21 protein-coding genes and 1 tRNA gene are annotated in these 19,452 nt (G+C 61.9%); 9 read left to right on the forward strand and 13 right to left on the reverse strand.

Annotation, left to right across the window (positions count from 1 at the left end):
• The first annotated feature begins 153 nt into the window (after positions 1–153).
• Together AB8A27_RS14040 and AB8A27_RS14045 are read left to right on the forward strand one after the other, a co-directional pair.
• On the forward strand, positions 154–1,305 hold the full coding sequence (locus AB8A27_RS14040; protein ID WP_441242409.1) for a GGDEF domain-containing protein: 1,152 nt from the start codon (positions 154–156) through the stop codon (positions 1,303–1,305).
• A gap of 132 nt (positions 1,306–1,437) precedes the next feature.
• Positions 1,438–1,641 carry a hypothetical protein gene (locus AB8A27_RS14045; protein WP_441242410.1) on the forward strand — a complete coding sequence of 68 codons (204 nt, stop codon included), beginning with the start codon at positions 1,438–1,440 and terminating at the stop codon, positions 1,639–1,641.
• A gap of 65 nt (positions 1,642–1,706) precedes the next feature.
• Here the strand turns inward: AB8A27_RS14045 and AB8A27_RS14050 are convergent, their stop codons facing one another.
• From AB8A27_RS14050 to tuf, 4 genes are all read right to left on the reverse strand, one after another.
• Positions 1,707–2,459, reverse strand: coding sequence for an AAA family ATPase (locus tag AB8A27_RS14050; RefSeq protein WP_441242411.1), 753 nt, complete (start codon positions 2,457–2,459; stop codon positions 1,707–1,709).
• Positions 2,460–2,462: 3 nt separating this feature from the next.
• Positions 2,463–2,663, reverse strand: coding sequence for a hypothetical protein (locus tag AB8A27_RS14055; protein WP_441242412.1), 201 nt, complete (start codon positions 2,661–2,663; stop codon positions 2,463–2,465).
• Positions 2,664–3,105: 442 nt separating this feature from the next.
• A tRNA-Trp gene (locus AB8A27_RS14060) sits at positions 3,106–3,181 on the reverse strand.
• A 150-nt stretch (positions 3,182–3,331) separates the two neighbouring features.
• Entirely contained in the window at positions 3,332–4,522 is a 1,191-nt protein-coding gene (gene tuf / locus AB8A27_RS14065; RefSeq protein ID WP_115029402.1) for an elongation factor Tu, read from the reverse strand.
• A gap of 177 nt (positions 4,523–4,699) precedes the next feature.
• Between tuf and AB8A27_RS14070 the strand changes: the two genes are divergently transcribed.
• Entirely contained in the window at positions 4,700–5,938 is a 1,239-nt protein-coding gene (locus AB8A27_RS14070) for a serine hydrolase domain-containing protein (protein ID WP_441242413.1), read from the forward strand.
• 195 nt (positions 5,939–6,133) lie between these two features.
• Here AB8A27_RS14070 and AB8A27_RS14075 read toward each other — a convergent pair whose 3' ends face one another.
• Entirely contained in the window at positions 6,134–6,901 is a 768-nt protein-coding gene (locus AB8A27_RS14075; RefSeq protein WP_441242414.1) for an SDR family NAD(P)-dependent oxidoreductase, read from the reverse strand.
• 146 nt (positions 6,902–7,047) lie between these two features.
• Positions 7,048–7,785 (reverse strand): histidine phosphatase family protein, encoded by a 738-nt coding sequence (locus AB8A27_RS14080; protein ID WP_441242415.1) that lies wholly within the window; start codon positions 7,783–7,785, stop codon positions 7,048–7,050.
• A 135-nt stretch (positions 7,786–7,920) separates the two neighbouring features.
• On the opposite strand from AB8A27_RS14080, the gene AB8A27_RS14085 reads away from it, so the two are divergent.
• Positions 7,921–8,706, forward strand: a complete 786-nt coding sequence (locus tag AB8A27_RS14085; RefSeq protein WP_441242416.1) for an SDR family NAD(P)-dependent oxidoreductase — start codon at positions 7,921–7,923, stop codon at positions 8,704–8,706.
• Between the two features lie 33 nt (positions 8,707–8,739).
• On the opposite strand, the gene AB8A27_RS14090 is transcribed toward AB8A27_RS14085, so the two are convergent.
• The 5 genes from AB8A27_RS14090 to AB8A27_RS14110 form a co-directional block, all read right to left on the reverse strand.
• On the reverse strand, positions 8,740–9,651 hold the full coding sequence (locus tag AB8A27_RS14090) for a DMT family transporter (protein WP_441242417.1): 912 nt from the start codon (positions 9,649–9,651) through the stop codon (positions 8,740–8,742).
• 174 nt (positions 9,652–9,825) lie between these two features.
• On the reverse strand, positions 9,826–10,713 hold the full coding sequence (locus AB8A27_RS14095) for a DMT family transporter (RefSeq protein WP_441244909.1): 888 nt from the start codon (positions 10,711–10,713) through the stop codon (positions 9,826–9,828).
• 202 nt (positions 10,714–10,915) lie between these two features.
• Positions 10,916–11,980 carry a DMT family transporter gene (locus AB8A27_RS14100; protein WP_441244910.1) on the reverse strand — a complete coding sequence of 355 codons (1,065 nt, stop codon included), beginning with the start codon at positions 11,978–11,980 and terminating at the stop codon, positions 10,916–10,918.
• Between the two features lie 70 nt (positions 11,981–12,050).
• Positions 12,051–13,112, reverse strand: coding sequence for a phosphotransferase family protein (locus tag AB8A27_RS14105; RefSeq protein WP_441242418.1), 1,062 nt, complete (start codon positions 13,110–13,112; stop codon positions 12,051–12,053).
• Positions 13,113–13,150: 38 nt separating this feature from the next.
• Positions 13,151–14,386 carry an acyl-CoA dehydrogenase family protein gene (locus tag AB8A27_RS14110; RefSeq protein ID WP_441242419.1) on the reverse strand — a complete coding sequence of 412 codons (1,236 nt, stop codon included), beginning with the start codon at positions 14,384–14,386 and terminating at the stop codon, positions 13,151–13,153.
• Positions 14,387–14,642: 256 nt separating this feature from the next.
• Here AB8A27_RS14110 and AB8A27_RS14115 point away from each other — a divergent pair, with 256 nt between their 5' ends.
• The 3 genes from AB8A27_RS14115 to AB8A27_RS14125 all read left to right on the forward strand — a co-directional run bounded on the left by AB8A27_RS14115 (position 14,643) and on the right by AB8A27_RS14125 (position 16,868).
• Complete coding sequence (locus AB8A27_RS14115) at positions 14,643–15,314, forward strand: TetR/AcrR family transcriptional regulator (protein WP_441242420.1); 672 nt, start codon at positions 14,643–14,645, stop codon at positions 15,312–15,314.
• A gap of 85 nt (positions 15,315–15,399) precedes the next feature.
• Positions 15,400–16,131, forward strand: coding sequence for a YkgJ family cysteine cluster protein (locus AB8A27_RS14120; protein ID WP_441242421.1), 732 nt, complete (start codon positions 15,400–15,402; stop codon positions 16,129–16,131).
• 122 nt (positions 16,132–16,253) lie between these two features.
• The gene (locus AB8A27_RS14125; RefSeq protein ID WP_441242422.1) at positions 16,254–16,868 is read left to right on the forward strand and encodes a hypothetical protein; all 615 of its coding nucleotides are present in this window, start codon (positions 16,254–16,256) and stop codon (positions 16,866–16,868) included.
• 50 nt (positions 16,869–16,918) lie between these two features.
• Here AB8A27_RS14125 and AB8A27_RS14130 read toward each other — a convergent pair whose 3' ends face one another.
• Positions 16,919–17,086 carry a hypothetical protein gene (locus AB8A27_RS14130; protein WP_441242423.1) on the reverse strand — a complete coding sequence of 56 codons (168 nt, stop codon included), beginning with the start codon at positions 17,084–17,086 and terminating at the stop codon, positions 16,919–16,921.
• 156 nt (positions 17,087–17,242) lie between these two features.
• On the opposite strand from AB8A27_RS14130, the gene AB8A27_RS14135 reads away from it, so the two are divergent.
• Positions 17,243–17,614 carry a hypothetical protein gene (locus AB8A27_RS14135; RefSeq protein WP_441242424.1) on the forward strand — a complete coding sequence of 124 codons (372 nt, stop codon included), beginning with the start codon at positions 17,243–17,245 and terminating at the stop codon, positions 17,612–17,614.
• A 6-nt stretch (positions 17,615–17,620) separates the two neighbouring features.
• On the opposite strand, the gene AB8A27_RS14140 is transcribed toward AB8A27_RS14135, so the two are convergent.
• Positions 17,621–18,748: a serine hydrolase domain-containing protein gene (locus AB8A27_RS14140; protein ID WP_441242425.1), complete on the reverse strand. Its 1,128-nt coding sequence runs from the start codon at positions 18,746–18,748 to the stop codon at positions 17,621–17,623.
• Between the two features lie 134 nt (positions 18,749–18,882).
• Between AB8A27_RS14140 and AB8A27_RS14145 the strand changes: the two genes are divergently transcribed.
• Positions 18,883–19,440: a hypothetical protein gene (locus AB8A27_RS14145; protein WP_441242426.1), complete on the forward strand. Its 558-nt coding sequence runs from the start codon at positions 18,883–18,885 to the stop codon at positions 19,438–19,440.
• The last annotated feature ends 12 nt before the right edge of the window (positions 19,441–19,452 follow it).

The raw sequence follows: 19,452 nt of genomic DNA on the forward strand, positions 1-19,452 counted from the left end.
TGCCCCGCGGTCCGTCAGATTCCATTAACCCCGCGGCCAGACTAAAACATCGAGAACTACCTGAATACCGCAGCGAGTTGACGCATTAGCAGACCTGAATGCTTTGATCAGCAGATTGCTGACTTAGTCAGCAATGCGACGGGCATGCAGCGAATGACCAGCATCAGCACCCTGTCCGGGGGAATCGACGCTCCCGCGACAGATGTCAGCAAACATTCGGCGCTGCAGATCGCGCGGCGGCGAACCGCCTATATCGCTCAGGCGTCGAGCTATCTGATCGATACCGCGATCCTGCTGCTCTACGCCATGATCGGCGTCACCACGGTGGCGACGGCCGTCGTGTATCTGGCCATCAGGCTCGCTGTCGTCGGCATTGCGACCTATCTCTCGGAGATCCAGGTCAACGACCGCTTCAAGGATCCCTATCTCACGGTCCCCCTCTCCGTCGTCAGCATCGTCGTCCAGATCGGCGCGATCTATCTCGTGCCCCAGATCGGCTTCTACTTCATCTCCATCATTTTCGTCGTGCTCGGCTTCGCCGCACTCCGCATGAGTGCGCGCCAGACCGCCATCGTCTGGTCCACTGCAACGCTGGGCCTCGCACTGCTGTTTCTGATGACCGACAAACCGATCAGCATTCCCATGGCAACAACGGCCGAGCGCGCTCTGGCGCTGGCCTGTTTCGTCACCGCGCTTGGCCGCTGTGCCAGCGCCGGCCTCTACGGCAACTCGATGCGCGAGCTGCTGTATCATCGCAGCAACGACCTTGCAGCCGCCAATGCGCGGATCGAGGAACTGGCGCAACTCGACGAGCTCACCGGTGCACTGAACCGGCGCTCCATCATGCAGTGCCTGAACGATGAGATCGCCAGGGTCCAGCGCAACGCCACAACCTGCTGCATCGCGATCATCGACCTCGATCACTTCAAGACAATCAATGATCACTTCGGACATCCGGTGGGCGATGAAGTGCTGCGCGCCTTCGCCGTCTCGATCTTCGCCAATATCCGCACCACTGACAGGTTCGGCCGTCAGGGCGGCGAGGAATTTCTGTTGATCCTGCCGGATACCGACATCGATCGTGCGATCCAGACGCTGAATCGATTGCGCAGCCTGATCACGGAACTGAACTGGTCAGCGATTGCGCAGGATCTGACTCTGACGATGTCCGCCGGGATCAGCGCCATCAGGCCCAATGATGCGCCGGAAGACATTCTGGCGCGCACCGATCGCGCACTCTATGGCGCCAAGGACGCGGGCCGCAACCGCGTGGTCGCAGCGCCGGAAAAGCGGCAGTTCAGTTGACCGGGCATCACCGGCTTCCCGCGACTTGCCAGAAGACGTTCCAGACATGGCTCACGCTGCCGTCGCCAGCATAGTTGTCGACATCCCGCCAGCGGTTTACATGCAGCACATATCGGTACGAGAGTCTCGGACATGGCTGACGAACAGTGGATCTACGCAAAAGACGGCACGGCCGCCTTTTACCGGATCGATGACAACATTTACGGTATCGACGGCACCCGCGCATTCTGGCGCGATGCAGGCTGGTGGCATTCCCCGAGTGGGGGTGCACAGTTTTACGAGGACGGCACCTGGATCTACACAAAGGACGGTGCGGCCTCGTTTTACTATCCCTGAAAGGCCTGAGCCGGCCGCTCGGCGCGACTTCTGCTGTATGCAGAATGGTCGCGTGTCACAAGTTCTTAGATCAGGAACCGATTCAGGATGGCATCACGCCGCGTGTGAAGGTCTTTGGGCAATTTGTTGGATACGTACTTATACAGGCCGGAATCTGTAAATTCCGGCGCTGGTTGGATAGCCTGAAGTGAGAACTGCCTTATGACTAAGCTGTAAGCCCAATCTGACAAAGGCTCTTGCGAGTGATTTAGTTTTATTGTGCGTTGAGCGCCGTCCAGCTTGATTTCGGCGTCAAATCTGGCGTCGGCCTGCTCGGAAGAGTTATCAAACAACGCGATCCGTTCAATGAAGGGCAGCGAAGCTAGAAGCACTTCAATGGACTTCGACCACCTCGTGCGAATGCGATCGAGTGGGACGTCGTGCCCACCGGATGCAGCTCGGTTGGCCACGCGCTGCATGTTGATTTCTGGGCTTTCTGTGCAAACAAAATACAGGTCAACTTTATAGCCGAACGCTGTGAGCGTCCGCAGGAAGTCGAGATTCGAGGGATGCGAATAAACGGTCTCGAACCCAAACGATTGTCCTGCTCGAGCGTACTCGACTCTCATGTAGCGAGCTTGACGAAAAGCTATTCGAGACAGGTGTTCGTCGGAGTACGGGATGTTTTCCGGCCGCCCGCGGAGGTCAGATGCGACAACGTCCGGATCGATCCAGTCGCGCAATTGAGCAATGCGTCGAAGCGCGCGGACTAGAGTCGACTTTCCACTTCCGTTCGGGCCGGCGATGCACAGGCAATAAGGCGGTTCGACGGGCGGCACGCTCTAAGCAATTTTTGGCAGGTGCTCTTCAATGACGTTGTTGTCCACAACAGGCTCGTCAAGACTCGGAGACCAAAAGCGTCCCTGCGCGTCTGTACCAGAGGATTTCAACCCGCGCTTGTCTGCCTCGGCCTTCGCGAGCTTTGCTTCGCGCCGGAAAAGCATGCCAACCTGCGTTAGATCAGCTGATTGAAGGGACTTCATACTAACTCTCCAATGCGCTAAGCGCTCGCTTGCGGAAATTCTCGCACAACGTGGACGATAGTCAACTTAAACGACGTTAATGAGTTCCGTTCTAACTAAAGTTGAATAACGCCTGCCAGTTTACGGGTAGTCGCCAACTCCATGTAAGCATATGTAAATACTGAAGAAAGAGGGAGACCTTGCCCCCCCCGAGGACCGACATGACACGACGAGACCCGTTTGCCTCGCGGGAACCAAAGTGTCAGTCACGACCTGAAGAGGTGGTTTGATCTCTACTTGTTTACTGCTTGGGCGCCGGACGAGAGGCTGTCGGAAACGATTGCCGCCCTATAGGCCAGCTTTCTGAAAACCTGATGGTCCCAATTGGGTTCAATTCACAGCACGTTCTCGGCTCAAGCCGACGAACGAGCGATGAAACAGCGGCAATTTCAGAGAGATAGAATGGCAGGGGCGGTAGGGCTCGAACCTACGACAACCGGTTTTGGAGACCGGTACTCTACCAACTGAGCTACACCCCTACAGGAAAACGGCGCACCGTCATTTCCGCGCCGTTTGAAGCATATGCGACGCCTGATTTGCAAGAGGCGAAGCGCCCCTCCGAAATCAAATCCCGCCGGAATCAAAACGGCGGGCAAGGGAACTGCCCCCTGCCCGCCGTCTTTAATCGATTACTCGATAATCGAGGCCACCACGCCTGCACCGACGGTGCGGCCGCCTTCACGGATGGCGAAGCGCAGCTTCTCTTCCATGGCGATCGGCACGATCAGGTGCACTTCCATGGCGATGTTGTCGCCCGGCATCACCATTTCGGTGCCTTCCGGCAGATGCACAACACCGGTCACGTCGGTGGTGCGGAAGTAGAACTGCGGACGGTAGTTGGTGAAGAACGGCGTGTGACGGCCACCCTCTTCCTTGGTCAGGATGTAGGCCTCGGCCTTGAACTTGGTGTGCGGCTTCACCGAACCCGGCTTGCACAGCACCTGGCCGCGCTCGACGTCTTCACGCTTGGTGCCGCGCAGCAGCGCGCCGATGTTGTCGCCGGCCTGGCCCTGATCGAGCAGCTTGCGGAACATTTCAACGCCGGTGCAGATCGTCTTCTGCGTGGCGCGGATGCCGACGATTTCGATTTCCTCGCCGACCTTGACGATGCCGCGCTCGACGCGGCCGGTCACGACCGTACCACGGCCCGAGATCGAGAACACGTCTTCCACCGGCATCAGGAACGGCTGGTCAACCGGACGCTCCGGCTGCGGGATGTAGCTGTCGACGTTCTTCATCAGCTCTTGAATGGCGTCGTGGCCGAGCGCACGATTCGAGTCTTCGAGCGCAGCGAGCGCCGAACCCTTGACGATCGGAATGTCATCGCCCGGGAAGTCGTACTTCGACAGCAGTTCGCGGACTTCCATTTCCACGAGCTCGAGCAGTTCCGGATCGTCGACCATGTCGCACTTGTTCAGGAACACGACCAGCGCCGGCACGCCGACCTGGCGGGCGAGCAGGATGTGCTCGCGGGTCTGCGGCATCGGGCCGTCGGCAGCCGACACGACCAGGATCGCGCCGTCCATCTGCGCGGCGCCGGTGATCATGTTCTTCACATAGTCGGCGTGGCCGGGGCAGTCGACGTGAGCGTAGTGGCGGTTGGCGGTCTCGTATTCGACGTGAGCGGTCGAGATGGTGATGCCGCGCGCCTTCTCTTCCGGCGCCTTGTCGATCTGGTCGTAAGCGGTGAACGACGCACCGCCCGTCTCCGCGAGCACCTTCGTGATCGCCGCCGTCAGCGACGTCTTGCCGTGGTCAACGTGACCGATCGTACCAATGTTGCAGTGCGGCTTGTTACGTTCAAATTTTGCTTTGGCCATTGATCCACCTGTTTTGCCGACGCCCATGCGTGGCACACCAAACCGGCGGCTGGTTACAAGGGAAAACGGCCCTGTTCAAGCCCGAACTTCTGGGCCAAGCTTCTCCAACCATGCCGGCGAGCCCCCTATGTAAGCCGGCAAATGACAAGATCAATCAAAGAGCTATCGGGAGCCCTCATGAACGCCCAAACTGCCGCAAAACACGCCACGTCCCCTGAGACCCCGGTGCTTACCCCCGAGTTGCCGCAGGCCCGGCCGGAAACGCTGGGATTGTCATCAAACCGTCTTCAAATCATGTCGGACGCGTTCAGGCGCGAGATCGACAAGGGCACCACGCCGGGCGTCACCATGCTGGTCTCCCGCCGCGGCCAGATCGGCTATTTCGAGGCCTTCGGCAAGCAGACGCCGGATGGCGGGGCAGCGATGACCCGCGACAGCCTGTTCCGCATCTTCTCCATGACCAAGCCGATCGTCTCATTGGGCATCATGCAGCTGGTCGAGGACGGTTACATCCTGCTCAACGATCCGCTCGCCAAATACATCCCCGAATTCGCCGATACCAAGGTTGGCGTCGAGCGCAACGGCGCGCTCGAACTGGCGCTGCCGCTGCGCCCGATCACCATCCAGGACCTGCTGCGCCACACCTCGGGCATTTCCTACGAGATCACCGGCAACGGCATGGTGCAGCGGATGTACCAGAAGTCGAACCTGCGCAATCGCGACATCACCAATGAAGAACACGCGAAGATCGTCGCCGCCCTGCCGCTGATCTGCCAGCCCGGCTCCGAGTGGAATTACAGCCGCTCCACCGACATTCTCGGCCGCGTCATCGAGGTCGTGTCCGGCAAGTCGCTGGGCTCCTATCTCACCGAACGCATTCTGGCGCCGCTGCAGATGGCCGAGACCGGCTTCCACACAGCAGGCGCGAACAAGGACCGTATCGCCCAGCCCTTCCCCACCGATCCCTGGACCGGCGACAAAGTCGCGCTGTTCGACCCGCTGGAAATTCCTAAGATGGAATCTGGCGGCGGCGGCCTCGTATCAAAGACCATGGACTATGCGCGCTTCTGCCAGATGCTGCTCAATGGCGGCACGCTGGACGGCAACCGCGTGATCGGCAGCCGCACGCTGCATCTGATGGCATCCAATCACCTCAGCCCCAATGTGAAGCTGGAGACGCATCTCGTGCCGCCCGGCCACAGTTTCGGCCTCGGCTTCGCCGTGCGGACGGACGATGGTCACGCGCCCTATGCGGGATCGAAGGGTCAGTTCTTCTGGAGCGGCGTCGCCGGCACGTTCTTCTGGATCGATCCGCAGGAAGAACTGTTCGCGGTGTTCATGTCGCAGGGACCGGGCCAGCGGGAATATTTCCGCACGCTGATCCGGAGTTTGGTCTACGCGGCGGTGGAAGACTAAGACCCTCGGCGAACACCACACTCGTCATTCCCCGCCACTCCAATTGGAGTGGCTGAGGATGAGCGCAAGTCGGCGTAGCCGACCGAAGCTCAGACCCGGAATATCAGAGTGTTCATCACTTCGGGATTCCCAGCCACTCCAATTGGAGTGGCTGGGGTTCGCGCAAGAGTGCGCCCCGGAACGACGAGTTTGATCTCAACTAATCGTAGCGCCGCCGTCGATCACCATGGTCTGGCCGGTCATGAAATTCCCGGCCGCGGACCCTAAGAACACCGCGGCGCCCGCGATTTCATCGGGGACGCCGATGCGCAGCAGCGGCGAGCGTGCGGTAGAGGCCTTGAGGTTCTCCGGATTGTCCCACAGCGCTTTCGCAAAGTCGGTCTTGATGAGGCCAGGCGCAATGCAGTTCACGCGCACATTGAACTTGCCGTATTCGCAGGCGAGATTGCGCGCGAGCTGCATGTCGGCCGCTTTCGAGATCGCATAGGCGCCCAGGATCGTCGAGCCTTTCAACCCGCCGATCGACGACACGATGATGACCGCGCCATCCTTGCGTTCGATCATGTCCGGCACGACCATGCTGGTCAGCCAGTTGTTGGCGACGATGTTGTTGTCGAGAATCTTGCGGAACTGATCGTCGGAAATACCGGCCAGCGGTCCGTAATACGGATTCGACGCAGCATTGCACACCAGCACGTCGATCTTGCCGAACGCTTTCTTGCTCTCGTCGACGAGGTTCTGCAGGTTTTCCTTGCTCGAGATATTCGCGGCGATCGCCACTGCAGTCCCCACACCGAACTGCGCGTTGATTTCCTTCGCCACCTCGTCGCAGACATCCTGCTTGCGCGACGAGATCACCACCTTGGCGCCATGCTCGGCCATGCGCTCGGCAATGGCGCGGCCGATGCCACGCGTCGAGCCGGTGATGACGGCGGTTTTTCCGGTCATGTCGAACAGGTTCATGTGTGTTTCTCCCTATTGTTGTTTGTTGTTCTCTCCGTCGTCATTGCGAGGAGCCTCTTGGCGACGAAGCAATCCAGTCTTCCTTTCTCGAAGTAAAGAACTGGATTGCCGCGTCGCTTCGCTCCTCGCAATGACGGCTGAGATATCTAAGCCAGTTTCGTCGGCATCACTTCCGGCCCTGCCGGCTGATGCATCGCTGCATGCGAGGGATCGGCGATCCATGGCTGCTGGTTGACCATCGGAATGCGCCAGCCGCTATGGCCGTCGCTGGCGAGATGATCGAGCCGCGTCACCGAGCAATTGTCGATGGTGAAAGCGAGACCGCGATCCGGCTGATCGTTGAGCGCAAGGCCGATGGCCGCCTTGATCGTGCCACCATGCGCCACCGCGACAATGTCCTTGCCGGCGTGCTCGGCATTGATGCGGTCGATACCGCGACGGACGCGGTTGTAGAGATCCATGAAGCTTTCGCCATTCGGCGATGGCTCGTCGATCGGCGCAAACCAGTAACTGCCGACATTGATGGGACGGCTGGCGAAGAACGCGGCGCGGTTCATGCCCTGCCAGTCGCCGAGATGCTGTTCGGCGAAATCCGTTTCATGCGGCATCGTGTCGGGTTTCGGAAAGCCCGCGGCCCAGATGGCGCTCGCGGTCTGATGCGTGCGTTTCAGATTGCTGGAGAACCATACGGCATTGCGCGGCAGGATCTTGCTAACGGCGCTGAACACCACGGTATCGCTGCAGTCGCAGTCCATATCCTTCTGGCCGTAGATGTTGCCGCCGTCCCCCCGCACCGGTGCGTGTCTCACCCACCACCACCGCGTCGCCGTCGCTCCCTGTGGGACCGTATGCTGCGCCACGAACGGTTTCTCGGCGTTGGACATCGTGACCACCCTTCAATACTGTTTCATTTGTCGTACGTCAGAGCGCGAAGCGCCTCAAGCATCTTTGCAGCCTGGCACGTCTCATTGAATTCCATATGGCGGCACGCCGCACAAAAAACATACAGGGAGAAACTTATGGGTCGCCTCGCAGGCAAATCCGTCATCATCACCGGCGCAGGCAGCGGCATCGGCCGCGCCGCCGCGCAACTGTTCGCGAAGGAAGGCGCGAAGCTCATCATCGTCGATCGCAGCGAGAGCGTGCATGAGACCGCGAAACTCGTGAGCGACGCCGGCGGTACCATCGAGGCCGTCACCGCCGATGCGGGTTCCGAGAGCGACGTGAAAGCCTTCATCGACAAGGCCGTGTCCAAATACGGCAAACTCGATGCGATCTGGGCCAATGCCGGCGTGTCGGGCGGCCTCGTGCCGCTGCTGGAACAGACCGTCGAGCAATGGCAGGAAATCCTGCGCATCAATCTGATCGGGCCGTTCCTCGCGATCAAGCATTCCATGCCGCATATGGTGAAACAGGGCCACGGCTCGATCGTTCTCACCGCCTCCGTCGCAGGCCTGAAGTCCGGTGCGTCCGGCCATCCCTATGCGTCCAGCAAAGCCGGCGTCATCAGCCTGGTGCAGACCACGGCCTATTCGCTGTCCGGCACCGGCGTGCGCATCAATGCCGTATGCCCCGGCCTGATCGAGACCGGCATGACCAAGCCGATCTTCGACAATGCCAAGGAGCGCGGCACGCAGGGCAAGATCGGCCAGCTCAATCCGCTGAAGCGCGCCGGCCAGCCGCATGAGCTCGCAGCGATGGGACTGTTTTTGGCGAGCGACGAAGCGTCCTATGTGAATGGCCAGGCAATCCCGGTGGACGGCGGCCTCACGGCGTCGATGCCTTATGCGGGCAAGCCGATCTAAGTTGCATCACTGTAGCGCGGCGCAATCGCCGCGCTACACGCCATCCGGCGGAGCGTTGGACGAATTCGCAGCCAGCAAACGGTCGCGGACGCGCTCGCGGTGGAATGTGTAGATGCCGGATAGCACGATGACACTCGCGCCGAGCACCATCATGGCATCGGGTACGTCACCGAAGACCAGATAGCCCAGCAGCATCGCATACAGCATCTGCGAATAGCGCATCGGCGCGACCGACGAAACGTCACCGACGCGCAGCGCGAGGATGACGCACTGGAAGCCGATCAGCGTCATCACCGCCGCCAGCGCAAGCAGTGCGAGCGCATGAAGGGATGGCGCCCGCCAGTCCCCGTGCATCACGGCGAGTGCCGCTCCCCCCAGCGTGACCGCAACGGCGGTGAGGAAGGTCACGAACAGCGTGGGAATTTCGGCCGGGATGCGTTTGGTGACGAGATCGCGTGTGGCGTAGAACAACACCGACAGCAGCGCCACCAAAGTGAACTGGCTGAACCCCTCGGCACCTGGCCGCACGATGATCAGCACGCCGACGAAGCCCGCGGCAATCGCCAGCCACCGCCGCCACCCCACCGGCTCGCCCAGGATCAGCACGGCGCCGCAGGTCATCACCAGCGGCAGCGATTGAACGATGGCGGTCACATTGGCGAGCGGCAGCGCGCTCACCGCGACCAGGAACAGCGCCGAGCCGCCGATCTCCCCGCAGATGCGCAGCGCCACTGACGGCACGAACAGCAGCCGCAGCGGCCGCAGCGCGCCCTGATGCGCCGCCAGCGCACCGATCAGCACGCTGGCAAACAGCCCGCGCAACATCATCACCTGACTGAAATGCATCTGCACGGTCAGAAATTTGGCGATGGCGTCGTTGACGCTGAAAGACGCCATGGAGACAGCCATCAGCAGGCTGCCGCGCAGATTGGAAGAGAGAGGCAAAACAATCCTGGGTGAGTACGAGCCGAGCAAACAGGCTGAGCAGAGCAAGACTCAGGCCAGATGATTGCGCGTCATCTGCACCAAAACGGACAAGCGAGCCAGATGGCTCACGCGTCCCTGCCATTCACTATGCGCTGGCCTGATGTCGCTCTGACCGCCCTCTTCAGGGTCAGTTCATAACCCCTCCGTCGGCAGCGCGGATGCCTTCGCCGACACGAGTTGCTCGCGATTGCGGATGCGCTCGCGATGGAACGCATAGAGGCCTGACGCCACGATCACCGATGCGCCGAGGATCATCGCCGCATCGGGGGCGTCGCCAAAGATGAGATAGCCCAGCAGCATCGCCCACAGCAGCTGCGTGTAGCGAAACGGCGCCACCGCGGAGATGTCTCCGGCCCGCAGCGCCATGATCACGCATTGATAGCCGATCAGCACCAGCACGGCGGCGAGCAGCAACAGGCCGAGCGCGCCGTTCGACGGCCGTGTCCAGCCGCCGAGCGGCACCATGATCGCACCGCCGACCACGGCAACGACGCAGGTGGTCAGCAGTGTCACGAACAGCGACGGGATCTCCTTGGGAATCCGGCTGGTGGCGAGATCGCGGATCGTGCAGAAGCCCACCGAGATCAGCGCCAGCAATGCGAACTGGTTGAAGCCCTCCACACCCGGCCGCACCACGATCAGCACGCCGATAAAGCCGGCGAGGATCGCCAGCCAGCGCCGCCAACCGACGGGCTCGCCGAAGATCACTGCCGCGCCGAGCGTGATCGCCAGCGGCAGCGACTGGAAGATCGCCGATGTATTGGCGAGCGGCAGATAGGTGATGGATGCGAGGAACGTGACCGTGCCGCCGATCTCGCCGAACACCCGCAGCGCCACCGGCAGCCTGAACAGGATGCTCACGGGCCGCAACGCCTGCTGATAATAAGCGAGCCCGAACACCAGCACGCCGGCGATGACACCGCGCACCAGCATCACCTGGCCGAAATTCATCTGCGCGGTGAGAAATTTCGTGACGGCGTCATTCAGGCTGAAGCCGGCCATGGCAACAGCCATCAGCACGCTGCCGCGAAGATTGGGAGGGAGAGACAAAGTAACCGCCGGGATTCTTCTGGAATGGCTGCCGCTGAAGCCGACGAGTCGGCGCAAAAGAGTAGCTTCTCATGTGCACTAAAACGGAGATGCGAGCCAGACGACGGGCACGTCCAGGCCCTTCATTTGACGCTCACGAGCTGCGCATATCTGCATGGCGCCAAGGCCGGCGTCACGACACACGAATGCTTCGCTCGTCCCTGCTGTCATCGCTATCGATCGGCACGCCGGAAGCCTCCGCTGCGCGCGGCATCTCGCGGTTGCGAATACGCTCGCGATGGAACGCGTAAAGACCCGACGCCACGATGACGATAGCACCGAGGATCATCGCGCCATCGGGCACATCGCCGAACATCAGATAGCCGAGCAGCATGGCCCAGAGCAGTTGCGTGTAGCGAAACGGCGCCACCGCGGAGACATCGCCGATGCGCAGCGCCATGATCACGCATTGATAGCCGATCAGCACCAGCACCGCGGCGACGGCCAGCAACAGGAGCGCCGAAGCCGACGGCTCGGCCCAGCCGCCAAGCGGAACCATCAGCCCGCCTCCGACCAGCGTCATCACAACGGTGGTCAGCAGCGTCACGAAGAGCGCAGGAATGTCCGCCGGAATTTTCTTGGTCGCGAGATCGCGCAGCGCATAGAACGCGACCGCGCCGAGCGCCAGCAAGGTGAACTGGTTGAAGCCCGCCGCGCCCGGCCGCACGATGATCAGGACGCCGGCAAAGCCCGCGGTGATCGCCAGCCAGCGGCGCCAGCCGACACGCTCGCCGAGGATCAGCACCGCGCCGAGCGTGATCGCGAGCGGCTGCGACAGAATGATCGCCGCCACATTGGCCAGCGGCAGATGCGTGATGGCCTGCAGAAACAGAACCGTGCCGCCGACCTCGCCTATGATGCGCAGCGCCACCGGCGCAGCGAACAGCACCCGCAGCGGTCGCAACGCTCTGCGATGCGCGGCCAATGCAGCGATCAGCAGGCTCGCAACGATGCCGCGCAGCAGCACCAACTGCCCAAAATTCATCTGTGCGAGCAGGAATTTGGACATCGCGTCAGTGACGCTGAAGCTGGCCATGGCGGCGGCCATCAACAGGCTGCCGTGAAGATTGGGAGAGAGCCCCACGTGCGTTTCCAGGTCGATCGTAGCGGCAGCAATTCCCAGCGGCCGGCCCTTCTTGGCGGGGCGTCCAGAAGATGCGTAGGATGGGTAGAGCGCAGCGAAACCCATCGCTTTCATGGCAGCCACCGATGGGTTTCGCTTCGGCGCGAAAGCGCCTTCGCTCTACCCATCCTACGGCCGTGCTCGTCTATTTCGCGCCGGCGAGCTGCGCGTATTTCCACGAGGCCTGCGCCAGCGGCACGGTGCGCTTGGCGGATTCCATCGCCTTGGCTGACGACGCGGTGCCGTCGCGAACGCGGCCGGCGATGCCCTGCAGAATGCCGGTGAGCCGGAACAGGTTGTAGCAATAGTACCAGTTGAGGTCCGGTACGGTCTTGCGGCCGGCATAGTCGCAATAGATCTTCGCGGCCTCGTCCATGGTGGGAATGTTGAGCGCCTTGAAATCGAGCCCGTCGAGGCCCGGCATGATCCACTGCATCAAGAGATAGGTGAAGTCGGCCATCGGGTCGCCCAATGTCGACAGCTCCCAATCGAGAACCGCCTGCACCTTCGGCTGCGTGGCGTTGAACACCATGTTGTCGATGCGATAGTCGCCATGCACCACCGACACCCGCTCCTGCTCCGGAACCGAGGTCGGCAGCCATTCGATCAGCCGTTCCATTTCCGGAATAAGCTGCGTCTCGGAAGCACGGTACTGCTTGGTCCAGCGATCGACCTGGCGCGCAAAGTAATTGCCGGGGCGGCCGAAGTCCCCCAGCCCGATCTTCTCCGGATCGTAGCTGTGCAGCTGCGCCAGCGTCTCGATCTTCGCCGTGAAGATCGCACGGCGGTCTTCCTTCGGCACCGATGGCAGCGCCGGATCCCAGAAGATCCGGCCGTCTTCCATCGACATGATGTAGAACGCCGAGCCGATGACGGCGTCATCGGTGCACAGCGCATAGGCCTTGGCGACCGGGAAGCCCTGCTTGCCGAGCGCCGCGATCACCTTGTATTCGCGATCGACGGCGTGCGCCGATGGCAGAAGCTTGCCGAACGGCTTGCGCCGCATCACGTAGGAACGCTTCGGCGTATTCAGCCGATAGGTCGGGTTGCTCTGTCCGCCCTTGAACTGCAGGACGGTCAGCGGTCCCTCATAGCCTTCCACATGCTCGCGCATCCAGGCCTCGAGGCTCATCTCGTCGAAGCGATGCCGCTCCTCGACAGGCCTCGTGCCGTTATACTCGTCGTCGCGCTTCACACCATCGGTCACGTCAGTCTCCGCTTAGCGTTTCTTCTTGGTGCCGAGCTTTAGTGCTTTGCCTCATTGGCATACTTGCGCAGTTCGAGCCGGGCGATGGCACGGTTGTGCACCTCGTCCGGGCCGTCCGCAAGCCGCATGGTGCGCATCGACGCATAGTCGCGGGCGAGGCCCGCATCGTCGGACACGCCGGCGGCGCCGAAGGCCTGGATCGCGTTGTCGATGATCTTCAGCGCCATGTTCGGGCCGGAGACCTTGATCATCGCGATTTCGAGCTGGGCGGTCTTGTTGCCGACCTTGTCCATCATGTCGGCGGCCTTGAGGCAGAGCAGACGGTTCATCTCGATATCGGTGCGGGCTTCAGCGATGCGCTGCTCCCAGATCGAATATTCGATGATCTTCTTGCCGAAGGCGGTACGCGACTGCAGGCGGCGGACCATCTTCTCCAGCGCTTCCTCGGCCTTGCCGATGGTGCGCATGCAGTGATGGATACGGCCCGGACCGAGACGGCCCTGCGCGATCTCGAAGCCGCGGCCTTCGCCGAGCAGGATGTTGCTGGCGGGCACGCGCACGTTTTCGAGCAGCACCTGGGCATGGCCATGCGGCGCGTCATCGAAGCCGAACACCGGCAGCATCTTCTCGATGGTGATGCCGGGGGTGTCGAGCGGCACCAGGATCTGCGACTGGGCCTGATGCTTCGGCGCGTTCGGATCAGTCTTGCCCATCACGATCGCGATCTTGCAGCGCGGATCGCCGACGCCCGACGACCACCACTTGCGGCCGTTGATCACATAATGATCGCCGTCACGCTTGATCGAGGTTTCGATATTGGTCGCGTCCGAAGATGCGACGGCCGGCTCGGTCATCAGGAAGGCGGAACGGATCTCGCCGTTCATCAGCGGCTTCAGCCACTTCTGTTTGTGCTCCTTGGTGCCGTAGCGCATGAACACTTCCATATTGCCAGTGTCCGGCGCGGAGCAGTTGAAGACTTCCGAGGCCCAGCCGATGTGACCCATCTGTTCGGCGAGCAGCGCATATTCGAGATTGGTCAGGCCCGCACCGTGGAATTCGTCATCTTCATGCGACGACGGCGGCATGAACATGTTCCACAGGCCTTCAGCCTTCGCCAGCTTCTTCAATTCCTCGACGATGGGGATCACCTTCCAGCGCTCTCCCTCTTCGTCCTGCTTGCGATAGATCGGCACGGCGGGGCGGACATGCTTGGTCATGAAGGAGGAGACGCGCTCGAGCCATTCGCGCTGGCGGTCCGACATATTGAAGTCCATGGGGCGATCCTCTTTGTTTCTTGAAAATCTTTGGCGGCACTGTTGTCCCGTCGCCGGATCACCGCAAGAGCAAAATTGTCTCTGCAAATGCGACACAGATCCGCGCGGGGGCGAAGGCGCTGAGCAGATGCAATATGCCATCAGGCGCACATTGACATTTCCCGACGCTCAAACGATAGTTTCATACACGCGTTTGAAAAGCAATCACCCCGTTGCGCGCCCATTGTATGGGGCCATGTTGCTCAGGATTTTTGCCATGGCAGCAGACAACACACGAACCGCCATCATCACCGCAGCCGAGCGGCTCTATGCCGAACGCGGCTTTGCGGATGTGACCATGCGCGACATCGTGGCCGCGGCGGACGTCAATCTGGCGGCGGTGAATTATCATTTCGGCAGCAAGGACGAATTGATCGCCGAGCTGTTCGTGACGCGCAGCCTCGCCACCAATCGCGAGCGCCTGCGCGAGTTGAAGGCGGCAGAGGAAGCCGGCGACGGCCGCGCCGACATCAATGCGATCTTTGCCGCCCTCGTCGGCCCGACATTGCGCGGCTGCCTCGGCCCCGAAAAGCAGCGTTCGGATGCCGCGCGCTTCATGATCCGCGCCTCGATCGAATCCGTTCCGCCGATCCGCAAGATCAAGAACCGCGAGGTCGATCACCTCAAGCGCTTCGCCGCGGCGATGCGCCGGTCCCTGCCCGATCGGGACCCCGCGGATATCTTCTGGGCGCTGCATTTCGCGCTGGCCATGGCACATCAGACCATCCGCGACAGCGAACGCCTGACGCGCATGTCCGACGGGCTGTGCGATCTCAACGATGTGCAGGCGATCACCGACCGCGTGGTTGCGGTCGCCGTCATGGCGCTGATGGGGAAACCGGCCAAGGCCCCGCTGAAGGAACCGGCCAAGGCGAAAGCGCGCGCCTGACCGGTAAAGCCCGGTTCCCGCGTCAGATTGCTGGTGACGTCCCGCCGATTCGCGGCGTAGGACGGAAGCGGATCGGGACCCCAGCATGAGCGCACAGGACGCCATCGACTTCGTGTCGGACAACATCATGGAAGTGGGCACGCTGATGCGCTCGCTGTCCGGCCGCTATGAAGGCATCTTCGGCAATCTGCGCGCCGCCTATGGCGTCGCCTTCGAACAGGCAGGCAGCATCGCCGACGCCGCCCGCGACGCGTCCGCCATTGCCGATGCCGCCACCGCAAGCTTTCGCGACAATATCCCGAACCAGCCCGGCAATGCCTGCAGCAGCGGCTGCGCCGCCTGCTGCCACCTTTATGTCCAGGTGCCGCCCGGCACCGCGACGGTGATGGCGCAGCATATCGCGACGCATTTCACGCCGGACGAACAGACGGCGCTGCGCGCCCGCCTCGAAGTCGCTGCAGCTGCCGCGCGCGATGCGGCCGATGTCATGAAACTTCGCATGCGCTGCGCGCTGCTCGGATCGGACAATCGCTGCACGGTCTATGAAGTCCGCCCCCTCTCCTGCCGCGCCTTCACTTCGCGCTCGGTGGCGCGCTGCCATGACGTGGTGTTCGGCGATATGCCTGAAGGCACCGGCGTCGAACAGAACGCCGCGCATTTCCGCATTCACATGGAGGCGACCTTCGCGCTGGAGCAAGCCGCGCGCAATCGCGGCCTGCCCGATGCGCAGAAGGGACTGGCGCAGGCGCTGCTGGATGAAATGGCATCCTCGGGTACAGCGGCCGTTCCCGACCAGCATCTCGCCGCGCAGAAGTGAGACTGCAGGAACACAGCGTGTTCCCGATCACCGCACCGTGATCCTCACCCGCGTAATCATCGCGATCCCCGAACGTAACGCTATCGGCACCAGGCCAAGAGCGTTACGTGAAAGGACGAAATATGAGAGCGTTTTATGCGGCAGTCACAGGGCTGGGCATTGCCCTGCTGAGTGCAGCCACCATTCCGGCCGCAAGCGCAGCCGAGACGGTTCGTGTTCGCGGCACGGTCGAAAGTGTCGACGGTGCGAAGCTGACGGTCAAAACCCGCGAGGGCAATTCGACCGCGATCAAGCTGAACGACAACTGGAAAGTCACCGGCGTGGCCAAGGCCTCGCTCAATGACATCAAGCCCGGCGACTTCGTCGGCATCGCCTCGCTGCCCAAATCGCGCGGCGGCGACGGCGCCCTCGAAGTCCTGATCTTTCCGGCGGGCATGAAGGGCACCGGCGAAGGCAGCTATCCCTGGGATCTGAAGCCGAACAGCACCATGACCAACGCCACCGTCACCAACGCCGTCAAGGACGTCGACGGCCGCAACATCACGGTGACCTTCCACGGCAAGGAAAAGACCATCTCGGTCGCGGATGACACCACGGTCGTCACCTTCGCACCCGCCGCGCAGGCCGACCTGAAGCCGGGCACGACGGTGTTCGTGCCGTCGCAGAAGGCGGACGACGGAACGCTCTCCACCGGCAACGTGGTCGCCGGCACCAATGGCGTCGTGCCGCCGATGTAACCCGCGATGCAAACCGCCGCGCGACGCGAGATCTGCGCCGTGCAGGAGGATCAGTCGAGCGGCTTGTCGTCGTCGGTCGGAGGCTCAGCTTCCGGCGAGCAGATGTCGCCACCGCCGAACTGATCCTCCGGAGGCGGATGGTCGCCGAGGATCGTGAGCGGGTCCGGCTTTGTCGCCGGACTTTCGGGGGCTTGCTCTGCAGGCTTGCGTTCGCTCATGTCGATGTCTCCCTGTGCAGGCCAACGCCACCACGCACAATCCGTTGCATGGGCGCGTTGCCCAATCGGGACGATGACCGATATCGCCCGGTCCATTGAACGAAAACCCGTCCAGCACTGACCCAAGACCGACCGAACGGTCCTGGAGAAGATGTCATGAAGCGGTTTCTGATTTTTCTTGCGCTGTTTCCGGTCGTGGCCACCGCCGCGTTCTATGCCGTGACCTACGCCATCACGGGCCTGCTCGCGCAGGACAGCGGGGCCGGAATCGCCCTGATCTACGGCCTCTTCATCGTGCCGGGGCTGCTGGTCGCCCTGCTCGACTGGCTGGTCGCCAAATCGCCCGTACCTGCCGTCATCATCACGACGCTTCTGACCTACGGAGCAACCGTGCTCACGATGGCCCTGCTGCTCGGGTCGAGCAGGCACGTCGTGGCCCTCGGCCTGATCGGCGCCATTCCGGCCGCCCTGTGTTCGTTGCTGTCCAGCCGCAGCGACGCCGCGGCGCAGGCGTCGTCGCCGGCATGACGCGCTTCAGATCCGCGCCGCGATCAACTGCCGGATAAATTCCGGCGCCTTCGCGCTGGGGAGCCACCGCGTCACCGCGATCATGTCAGCATCCCGATCGATCCAGATCATGTTGCCGCCGGCACCAAGCGCATAGACGGCCGTGTCCGGCGCGGCCTTGTTGGCATGCGGCCCGCGGTTCAGCCACCACAGGAAACCGTAATTCGGCTGCTGCGCAGACTGCGCCCACATCGCATCGATCCAGCTTTGCGACAGCAGCCGCTTGCCGTTCCATGCGCCGCCGCGCGCCATCAACAGGCCGAAGCGCGCATGGTCCTCCGCGCCGATGAACATGCCGCCGCCCCAATGGCCGCCGCCCGGCACCGACTGCATCCGCTGCCCGTCGATCTCGACAAAGGAATTCTCATAGCCGACCCACTCCCAGTCTTTGGACGCGCCGATCGGATCCATGATGCGCGCGCGCAACACCTCCGGCAGCGGCTGCTTGAACAGATGCAGCAGGCTGAGCGACAGCAGGTTCACACGGACATCGTTATATTCGTAGAAGCTGCCCGGCGTTTGCAGTTCGCGCAGCTCGCCCTTGCGGCTGTTGTCGGCATTCGGCGCGACCAGACGGTTGTGATCGATCTGGTCCGGCTTGCCGAACAGCTCGCCGCGCCATTCGCTGGTCTGCTGCAGCAGATGCCGCCAGGTGATCGGCGCGTTGTGAGCATCGGCAAACAGCGACCCCGGCACGCGCTTGGCAACGGGCTCATCGATATCCCCGATCAGCCCGTCATCAACCGCGAGGCCCGTGAGCACAGCGAGATAGCTCTTGGCGATGGAGAAGGTCATATCCGGCCGCGCGATCTCGCCCCACGACGCCAGCACGCGACCATTTTGCAGCACCATGCCCGCCGACCCGCCGCGTTCGCGCACCGGCCCCAGCACCGCGCTCCATGGCCCGGTCTCATTCCAGTCCACATTCGGCGCGTAGCGGCCGTCGTCGTAATAGAACCCGCGCGGCCACGGCGTTTCATTGGCCTGCGCGAATGCCACGGCTGCTGCGAGTCTGTCCGGCGCGTAGCCGGCGGCGCGCGGATCGATCTTGTCCCAGGCGGTGCCACTGGACGGGAAATAACGTGACTCTGTCATGGGGGGATCGAGCTCGCTTTGGACAACAGGCCACCGTTATTGACCGAATAGGGAGCGACGGCAAGCGGTTGGCTCTTGCTAGCAGCAGTGCTACCCCATCGCATCCAGCCAGCTGGATTCCAAGGATAAATAAAATGATCCGGAACAAAGGCGAGCGAGAATACAGCGTGGCCAGAGGCTACGTGCAGTCCATGTATTTGATCGTGACAAACAGCGCTCGAATGACGACGCCCTACGACTTTCCGTTCGTACTCGCCTTCAATCAGCTAGCCGGTTTCGCTGCCGAACTCTATTTCAAGGCCTTCCTCGGGGCGAGCGGTGTGGATCCGAAAACGTTGAGAGCACCGGCTGTCCGTCACAGTTTGGCGAAGCTACATCAGTTGTGCCTCGACAACGGCTTCACATCGGTAAAGGCTCTGTGGATCGTGAATAAGCTCGGCCCCCAGCACGAAACGTATGAGTTCAGGTACTTGAAGCCCAATTCGGAATTCGAGACGTTGGACCTTTATGAATTATTCCCTGCATTTTCAGAGCTCGACAGAATAGTTGACGCGTTCATTGGCGCCAGCAAGTCTCGTGGCCTCCAACCGGACAGCGACTGGAATCTCCCACCGAACGCAGGCTGGCGAATGCCCCTTCCTTACCACGGACTGCGGGCAACAACCGTGAGGCTCGGCAGCAGCACAGAATAAGCGGCTCTGTTA

It is taken from the genome of Tardiphaga sp. 768_D3_N2_1 (assembly GCF_052076105.1).
GTDB lineage: Bacteria > Pseudomonadota > Alphaproteobacteria > Rhizobiales > Xanthobacteraceae > Tardiphaga.